This is a genomic window from Ideonella sp. P3_A4 (assembly GCF_056403075.1).
Window position 1 is genome coordinate 1 of record NZ_JBFUGE010000248.1, and the last position, 8,614, is coordinate 8,614.

General features: G+C 62.4%; 7 protein-coding genes and 1 pseudogene. 1 reads left to right on the forward strand and 7 read right to left on the reverse strand.

Going from position 1 to position 8,614, the window contains the following annotated elements:
• From AC1DYI_RS19920 to AC1DYI_RS19945, 6 genes and pseudogenes are all read right to left on the reverse strand, one after another.
• A pseudogene (locus AC1DYI_RS19920) lies at nucleotides 1–261 on the reverse strand (hypothetical protein); the annotation flags it as partial.
• The gene (locus AC1DYI_RS19925; protein ID WP_477205871.1) at nucleotides 258–2,474 is read right to left on the reverse strand and encodes a type IV pilus secretin PilQ; all 2,217 of its coding nucleotides are present in this window, start codon (nucleotides 2,472–2,474) and stop codon (nucleotides 258–260) included. The pseudogene AC1DYI_RS19920 and the gene AC1DYI_RS19925, both read right to left, overlap by 4 nt.
• On the reverse strand, nucleotides 2,471–3,001 hold the full coding sequence (locus tag AC1DYI_RS19930; RefSeq protein WP_477205872.1) for a pilus assembly protein PilP: 531 nt from the start codon (nucleotides 2,999–3,001) through the stop codon (nucleotides 2,471–2,473). The genes AC1DYI_RS19925 and AC1DYI_RS19930 overlap by 4 nt, the downstream gene beginning before the upstream one ends.
• Nucleotides 2,998–3,702, reverse strand: a complete 705-nt coding sequence (locus tag AC1DYI_RS19935; protein WP_477205873.1) for a type IV pilus inner membrane component PilO — start codon at nucleotides 3,700–3,702, stop codon at nucleotides 2,998–3,000. Before AC1DYI_RS19935 ends, AC1DYI_RS19930 begins: the two co-directional genes overlap by 4 nt.
• Nucleotides 3,703–3,710: 8 nt before the next feature.
• Entirely contained in the window at nucleotides 3,711–4,364 is a 654-nt protein-coding gene (locus tag AC1DYI_RS19940) for a PilN domain-containing protein (RefSeq protein ID WP_477205874.1), read from the reverse strand.
• A complete protein-coding gene (locus tag AC1DYI_RS19945) occupies nucleotides 4,361–5,398 on the reverse strand; it encodes a pilus assembly protein PilM (RefSeq protein ID WP_477205875.1) in 1,038 nt (345 codons plus the stop codon). The genes AC1DYI_RS19940 and AC1DYI_RS19945 overlap by 4 nt, the downstream gene beginning before the upstream one ends.
• 339 nt (nucleotides 5,399–5,737) lie before the next feature.
• On the opposite strand from AC1DYI_RS19945, the gene AC1DYI_RS19950 reads away from it, so the two are divergent.
• Nucleotides 5,738–8,104, forward strand: a complete 2,367-nt coding sequence (locus tag AC1DYI_RS19950) for a penicillin-binding protein 1A (protein ID WP_477205877.1) — start codon at nucleotides 5,738–5,740, stop codon at nucleotides 8,102–8,104.
• Nucleotides 8,105–8,227: 123 nt separating this feature from the next.
• Here AC1DYI_RS19950 and cyaY read toward each other — a convergent pair whose 3' ends face one another.
• Nucleotides 8,228–8,578: an iron donor protein CyaY gene (gene cyaY, locus AC1DYI_RS19955; RefSeq protein ID WP_477205876.1), complete on the reverse strand. Its 351-nt coding sequence runs from the start codon at nucleotides 8,576–8,578 to the stop codon at nucleotides 8,228–8,230.
• Nucleotides 8,579–8,614: the final 36 nt, after the last annotated feature.

Below are 8,614 nucleotides of genomic sequence, written 5' to 3' on the forward strand. Positions count from 1 at the left end.
ATTCACGGCCGTCACGGTCATCTCGATCGGATCCGTTGAGCCATTCGCCACAGAGGTGGGCACGCCGCTGATGATAAGTTCGGCCACATCGGAGCCGCCAGGGCCACCGCAGTCGAATGAACACGTACCGGGGTCACCACCGCCGCCGCCACAAGCCACCAACACCGCGCTGGCGGCCAACCCAGCTGCCCACGCCTTAATCCATCGAATCATTGAAAACTCCAGAACTCTCTTTTTGCCAAGCAACGCATCCAACATCAACGCGCAGCAGAGCGATCGTTCACGACCTTCGGCGTGAGGAAGATGAGCAACTCGGTGCGGCTGCTCAGCTTTACGCGTTCCTTGAACAGATTGCCCAAATACGGAATGTCGCCCAGGAACGGCACCTTGTTGATGTCTTCACGTTCGTTCTGCGTGAAAATGCCACCGATTACGACGGTTCCGCCATTTTCGACCAGGACTTGTGTCTTGACGTGCTTCGTGTTGATAGCTGGGCCCGCAATGGTCGCCTCACCGCGACTGTCCTTGGCCACGTCAACATCAAGGATGACGTTACCTTCAGGCGTAATCTGCGGCACTACCTCTAACTTAAGGGCGGCCGGTCGAAACTGAACCGACGTCGCGCCACTTGATGTCGCCACCAGATAAGGGATCTGTTCCCCTTGTTCAATGATCGCCTTTACTTGATCTGCCGTGATTACGCGCGGACTCGAAACAATCTTGCCTTTCCCTTCAGCTTCAAGCGCTGATAGCTCCAGGTTGAGGAATCGATTTGCCGTGGCACTGAACAACGACAATGCAAAGGTTGCAGCGGAGGCCGTGCTGATGGTCCCCGTGCTGGCTGGCAGGTTGACGAACTGCGAATCCGGCAAGTAGCTGGTTTGCGTGTTGGGCGTTTGCAGCGTCTGGACGCCTACGTTCGAATAGTTGCCCCCAACTGTCAGATAGTTGTTGCCGCCCACGGAGTATCCAGGGATGCCACCGCGGAGGCCGCGCAAATCGGTACTGCCCAATTTGACGCCCAACGCCCGGCCGAATTTGTCATCTGCCTCGACGATGCGTGCCTCGATCAGCACTTGGCGGACAGGAATGTCGATCTTCGCGATCATCACCGCCACCTCCTCCAACTTCGAGGGAATGTCAGAGATAAACAGTTGATTGGTGCGACTCTCGGCGAGGACGGTGCCGCGCGGAGACAGGATGCGGACATTGTTACTTGAGCCGCCGCTCCCGCCACCAGAAGGTGTGATGTTGATCGCCTTGCCGTCCTTGTCCACCATCTGGCCCAGCAATGCACGAGCAATGTCTTCGGCCTTGGTGTAGTTCAGCTGGAACGACTGGGTGCGCACCGGCTCCAGATCCGCCACCTTCTTCTTGGCCTCCAGATCCACCTGTTCCTTGGCCGCCAGCTCGTCCTTGGGAGCGATCCACAGCACGTTGCCCGACTTGCGCATGCCCAGGCCCTTGGCCTGCAGGATGATGTCCAGCGCATGGTCCCAGGGGACGTCCTTCAGACGCAGGGTGACGTTGCCGGTCACGGTATCGCTGGTCACCACGTTGAAATTGGTGAAGTCGGCAATGACTTGCAGCAGCGAACGCACCTCAATGTTCTGGAAGTTCAGCGACAGCTTCTCGCCCTGGTAGCCCGGCCCCTGGGTGAGCTTGTTCGGATCCATCTTGACAGGACGAACTTCCAGCACGAACTGGGTGTCAGTCTGGTAGGCGCTGTGCTCCCAGGCGCCTCGCGGTTCGACCACCATGCGGACGCGATCCCCGCTTTGCGTCGTCGAAATGGCTTGCACCGGCGAGCCGAAATCAGAGACATCGAGGCGGCGACGCAACGCCTCGGGCAGGGTTGAACGCAGGAACTCGACGACCAGGTTTTGGCCTTGCTGCTTCAGGTCCACGCCGACCTGGGTGCTGGCCAAGCCGACGATGACACGGCCCGAGCCATCAGGGCCGCGCCGGAAATCAATGTCGCGCAGTGGCAGTTGCTCGGCGTTTTGACTGTTGGCGAAATGGACTGGTTGAGTAGTACCTGCCGACGTCGTCGCCACCGAACTCGGCACCGCTTCCAGCATGATCAGCAGCGACTTGCCCTGCAGTTCCGTCCGGTAGTTGGTCGGTTGCTTCAGGCTTAGCACCAGCCGCGTCCRATCGCCCGAGTTGGCGATGTTGACGCTGCGAACGTTGGCCGAGTTGATGTCGACGGCCGACTTGCCCACGCCATTACCGACGTTCGGCAGATCGATCGCCACGCGCGGGGGTGCCTGAATCGCAAAGCCTGCCGGAGCAGTCGTCAGCGGCTCCGACAACTCGACACGAATGACTTCACCGTTCGCCTGCTGGTTGCTGCTGATCGCACGGATCAGGTTCTGAGCCCAGGTCAGCCCCGGCGTTGCCAGGCCCAGGGCCAGCAGCAGCCCACCCACAGTCCAACTGCGCATCTTGCGTGACTCCAACTTGTATTTCATTGCKCCTTCTCCTGAAGCTGGAGGGTCGTGGTGCGCTCGATCCATTCGCCCGCCGCGTCCTGCACGAGCTCGCGCAGCGACAGTTCCGTTTCGCCGATCTTCGTGATCTGCCCGTAGTTCTGGCCGATGTACTCGCCCGACTTCACATAGTGAAGCAGCTTGTCGACCTCGATCAGTGCATGCGGCTTGCCCTGCCGGGTGACCGTGCCCACCATCTTCATTGCATCCAGCGGATAAGCTTCCAGCGGCTCTTTGCGTCGACGCAGCTGCGCGGCCACCATGGCATTCGACTGGCCGCTGTCCATGCGCGTGCCCGCGGTGACCTTCTGCGCACTGAAGGGCTCGATGCCCGTGATCGATGCATAGGGCTGAGGCACAAATTTCTTGGGTGCAGCGATGGGCTCAACGTTTGGCTTGACCTCGCGTTTTTGCTGCTCCATCCACTGCGACAGCTCATCGGTATTGGCGCCGCAGCCTGCCAGAACCACTGCTGCGCCAAGCACCGCCCACAATCCAAGGCGCTTCATGACTTCTTGCCCTTTTCCTTCGACTTGGCCGCAGCGGCCGCGCGCTTGACTTCGGCCACTTCCGCTGCGTCCAGGTAACGGTAGGTGCGCGCGGTCGCCTCCATCATCAGGGTGCCCGAAGTGTCCTTCGGTGGCGGCACGATGGTCAGGTTGTGCAGCGTCACGATGCGTGAAAGATTCGCCACATCGGCCACAAAAGAGCCGACATCGTGGTAACGGCCAGACACCTTGATCGCAATCGGCAGTTCGGCGTAGTAGTCCTTCACCACGACCTGCCCGGGGCGGAACAATTCGAACTGCAGACCGCGGCCGATACCGGCTTGGTTGATGTCCGACAACAGCGCGTCCATCTCGGCCTTGCCGGGCAACTGCTTCTCAAGCTGTGTGACGTACTCCTGAACCTGCTCCTTCTGCTTCTTCAGCTCGTTCAGGTTCACCGCTTGCGTCAACTTGGAGCGGTAGTCGTCCTTCAGCCGGGGCTCCTTGGCCCGCGCTGCTTCGAGGGACTTGTCAGCGTCGCTCAACACCGCCAGCCAGCCCAGGCCGACCACGGCGATGGCCACGGCAATGCAGGTGGCAATCTTCGGCAGGATCGGCCATTGGCCGGGCTCTTTGGGGTTGAGGTCACGGAACTGCGCCGCTCCGCGGCTCAAGGCGGCGCCGACGTCGATGCTGGGGGTGCTGGATTTGCTGGTGGCCATCATGCGCCTCACGAAACCTTGGCCGGCTTGGCGGTTGCCGGGGCGCTGGCGGGCTTGGAGCCGCTCAGAGCGCCGCTGGCACCACTGGCCGCCGACGACGGCGCTTGGGGCCGCTTGATCGACACGCGCATCGAAAAGTCGAACAGTCGGCGCTGGTCACGGTCCTTGCCCTGCGTCACGGCCTTGATTTCCACCAATTCCGGCCGCTCGAGCCAGGGTGAGTTGTAGGCCGTGTTGCGCAGCATTTCAGACACACGCTCGTTGGTCTGAGACATGCCGCCGACAGTGACCACGTTGCCGTTTTGCTTGACCGACGTCAGGTAGATGCCCTCAGGCGTCTGCTTGACCAGTTCATCCAGCAGGTAGACGGGTACGTTGCGGTCGGCCTGCAGGTCTTCCACGGCCTTTTGGCGCGCCTTCAAGGCATCGATCTCGGCACGCAGCGCTGCGATGTCCTTGATCTGCTCTTCGAGCTTCTTGATTTCATCGGACAGGTAACGATTACGCGTGTCCTGGAACGACGTCAGCTGCTGCAGCACACCAAACCACAAGATGACGAGGCCGACACCGACGATGCCAGCCAGGCCCAAGGCCGAAAAGAACGCGCGCTTGCGTTCCTGGCGCCGGGCTTCGCGGTGGGGAAGGAGGTTGATCAGAATCACTGCACGAACCTCCGCATCGCCAGGCCACAGGCCGTCAGGTACGACGGCGCTTCACGGCGCAGCTTGGCCTCGCGCACTGCGGAGCCGAGCTTCATGCTCTCGAATGGATTGACAACCTTCGAAGCGAAGCCGGTCACGTCCTTCACGCGCTCGCGCAGGCCCGGCATCGCCGCCGTGCCACCGGCCAGCATCACGTAGTGCACCTTGTGGTGCGGCGTACTGGTGAAGAAGTACTGCAGCGCACGGCCGATCTCGTGGGCCAGGCTGTCGACAAAAGGCGTCAGCAGAGTAGGTTCGTAGTCTTCAGGCAGGTCGCCGCTGATCTTCTTCTGCTCGGCTTCTTCGTACGAAAAACCGTACTGGCGAGAGATGAGTTGGGTCAGTTGCGAGCCGCCGAACGATTGGTCGCGGTCGTACAGCATTTCTTCTTCGCGCAGCACTTTCAGGCTGGTCGTGTCAGCACCGATCTCAAACAGCGCCACCAGCGAGTCCTTGCCCTGGTCAGGCAGTGCATTGATCAAACGCCCCATGGCCAGACGCGAGGCGTGCGATTCGATATCGAGCACCACGGGTGTCAGGCCAGCGGCTTCTGCCAAGCCTTGGCGATCCTGCACACGATCCTTGCGGGAGGCCGCGATCAGCACGTCGACATCGCCGACGGAGCCGGCATTCGGGCCGATGACGCAGAAGTCCAGGCTCACCTCGTCCAGCGAGAACGGGATGTACTGGTGCGCCTCGGACTCGACCTGCAGTTCCATCTCGTCTTCACGCAGACCGGCCGGCAGGACGATCTTCTTGGTGATGACGGCCGACTGCGGCATTGCCATGACGACATGCCGGGTCTTGGTGCCACTGCGGCTGACGACGCGGCGCACCGCATCGGCCACTTCATCGAATTTCTCGATCTGGCCGTCGACGATCCAGCCTTTTTCGAAAGGCTCGCTCGCTAAACGTTCCAGAACCAGTTCTCCGGAAGTGGACTGGGACAGCTCGACCAACTTGACGCTGGAGGAGCTGATATCGAGGCCAATCATCTGCGGATGCTTTTGGCCCAACAGGCGATCAAGAAAACCCACGAGTCAAAGCTCCAGCGGCGCCACAACAGGACGCAAAGTTAACAAAGCACTTCAATCCTAGCAGCAAGAGTGTTGAGAAACAAAGGAAAACTGCCCGGCAAAACCCGCTGCCCGTTGCGCCTGGCATACGTGGTTCGGTCATATCCAGCGGCTTGCGCCCAGGGTTTTCACCATCCTTGGTGACAAGCCGTTCATGCCGGAAAGCAGGTGTGTGCTGACGACTTGTTCCACTGCCGACATATTGGCCGTCCGATATGCCCCCATTTCTATAATCGGCCGGCCCATCGCAGGAGCCCCATGAGCGAAGCCGACCGCGCCGATTCCCCTTCTCCGCCCTCCTCGGGTGGTTCCGTAGCCCGCACTTGGTGGGCCGTCCTTGTCCGCCTGGCCCTGGGTGGCCTCGGACTGATTGGCGCCGGCTTGCTGGTAATCCTGATCTGCGCAGCGATCGCGCTCGCAGTGGCCTACCCCAACCTGCCTGAACTCGACTCGGTCACAGACTACCGCCCCCGCCTGCCGTTGCGGGTGGTTTCGGCGGAAGGTGAACTGCTGGGCGAGTACGGTGACGAACGCCGCACCTTCACGCCGATCGGCGAGATCCCCAAGGTCATGCAAGATGCAGTGCTGGCGATCGAAGACGCGCGTTTTTATCAGCACAGCGGGGTCGACTACATCGGCGTGATCCGCGCCGGCGTCGCGCAGTTCGGCTCGGTGGGCAGCCAGGGCGCATCCACCATCACGATGCAGGTGGCGCGCAATTTCTACCTGTCGACCGAGAAGTCGCTGACGCGCAAGCTCTACGAGATCCTGTTGGCGCTGAAGATCGAAAGCCAACTCAGCAAGGACCAGATCCTCGAGTTGTACATGAACCAGATCTACCTGGGGCAGCGCGCCTACGGTTTTGCCGCCGCCAGCGAGATCTACTTTGGCAAGCCATTGAAGGACTTGAACGTCGCCGAGGCGGCGATGCTGGCCGGCCTGCCCAAAGCCCCGTCGGCCTACAACCCGATCGCCAACCCGCGCCGGGCCACGGTGCGCCAGCAGTACATCATCGACCRCATGCTCGACAACGGCTTCATCACCGCCGAGCAACATACCGCGGCCAAGGCACAGGAGCTGAAGTACCGCGTGCCCACCGACCTGCCGGTGCACGCCGAGTACGTGGCCGAACTGGCACGGCAGATGATCTACACACAGTACGGCGCCGAGGCCTATACGCGTGGCCTGCAGGTGCAGCTGACGGTGCGCGCGAACGACCAGATGGTCGCCTACCGGTCCCTGCGCAAAGGCTTGATGGACTACGAGCGCCGTCAGGTCTACCGCGGCCCCGAGGCCTATGTCGACCTGCCCGCCGATCCCAAGGCGGTCGATGCGCGCGTCGCTGAGGCGCTGGCCGACCACCCGGACAACGACGAGTTGAAGGCCGCCGTCGCGCTCGAAGCAGGCCCCAAGAAGGTCGTGGCGGTGTTGCAGTCGGGCGAATCGATCACCGTCACCGGCGACGGGCTGAAACCGGTCGCCTCGGGCCTGGCCGCCAATGCCGACGCGAAGCGCCAGATCCGCCGCGGCGCGGTGGTTCGAGCCATCAAAGGCCCCAAGGGCGACTGGACGCTGACCCAACAGCCCGAGGTCGAAGGCGCTTTCGTGTCGATCGAGCCCGGCACCGGCGCGATCCGCGCGATGGTTGGTGGCTTCGACTTCGGCAAGAACAAGTTCAACCATGTCACGCAGGCTTGGCGCCAGCCCGGTTCGAGCTTCAAGCCGTTCATCTATTCGTCGGCGCTCGAGAAGGGCTTCACCCCGGCCACTGTCGTCAACGACGCGCCTTTGTTCTTCGACGCCGGCTCGACCGGCAGCCAGCCCTGGGAGCCGAAGAATTACGACGGAACCTTCGATGGGCCAATCCCGCTGCGCCGCGCGCTGGCGCGATCCAAAAACATGGTGTCGATCCGCGTGCTGCAAGCGGTGGGTGTGGAATACGCGCGCGATTGGGTCACCCGCTTTGGCTTCGATCGCGAGAAGCATGAACCCTATCTGACGATGGCGCTCGGTGCCGGCTCAGTCACGCCGATGCAGATGGCCACCGCCTACAGCGTGTTCGCCAATGGCGGTTACCGCGTCAACCCGGTGCTGATTGCCCGCATCACCGATGCCCGCGGCAAGGTGCTGCAGCAAGTTGACCTGAAAGCGCCGGACGCATCGCAGCGGGTGATTGACGCGCGCAACGCCTTCTTGATGACCAGCCTGATGCAGGAGGTGACCCGCTCAGGCACCGCCGCGCGCGCACAGGCGACACTGAAGCGGCCGGACATCTACGGCAAGACCGGCACCACCAACGATTCGATGGACGCTTGGTTCGCCGGCTTCCAGCCGACGCTGACGGCCATCGTCTGGATCGGTTACGACACACCGCGCAAACTCGGCGATCGCGAAACCGGCGGCGGCTTGTCACTGCCGGTGTGGATCGAGTACATGGGCCAGGCACTCAAGGGCATCCCGGTGACCGAGCCGCCCGCGCCCGAAGGCGTGGTCAACGTCGCTGGCGAGTGGTATTACGACGAGTACAGCCCGGGCCAGGGCATCACGACACTGGGCACGGAAGAGAAGTCGCCGGAGGCGCCGACCGAGGACGAGAAGAAGGGCATTCTCGACCTATTCCGTTGACCCCCACGCCCCCTTCCGGGGACTGCCACCCCAAGGGGGCTCGCGCAGCGGACCGGCTGAGCCGGGTCCGTGCACGCCACTTGGGGTGCGGCGGCTCCTGCGGAGCGCCGCGTGAGCGTTGCGTTAGGCGGCGTTGAAGGTCAAAGGTTTGCCGGCCTGGGCACTAGCCTGCTCGGACAGGCGCTGGAAGAAGTCCACGCCGTCTTTGGTGTCCAGCCACTGGCCCGAGGGCTGCAGGCGGAAGTGGTAGCCGCCGGCCTTGGCCGCGAGCCACAGCTCGTGCAGCGGAGGCTGGGTGTTGATGATCAGCTTGCTGCCATTGGGCAGCGCCAGCTCCAGCAGGCMGCCGGTGCGGTGGCCATCGATGTCGATCAGGTCCTCGTCGAGCCAGCGGTCGATCTGGGCCTCGATCGAGGCCAGCGCTGCCGAAGCGCGCTGCATGTATTCGGCATCAGAGAAGGCGGAAGCGGTCATGGTCGTCGGTACACTTCGCGGCATGCCGTACCGCGT

Excerpts from the sequence above, each read along its gene's own strand:
- AC1DYI_RS19945 (WP_477205875.1), bottom strand. The coding sequence starts at position 5,398 with ATGATTGGCCTCGATATCAGCTCCTCCAGCGTCAAGTTGGTCGAGCTG.
- AC1DYI_RS19935 (WP_477205873.1), bottom strand. The coding sequence starts at position 3,702 with ATGGCCACCAGCAAATCCAGCACCCCCAGCATCGACGTCGGCGCCGCC.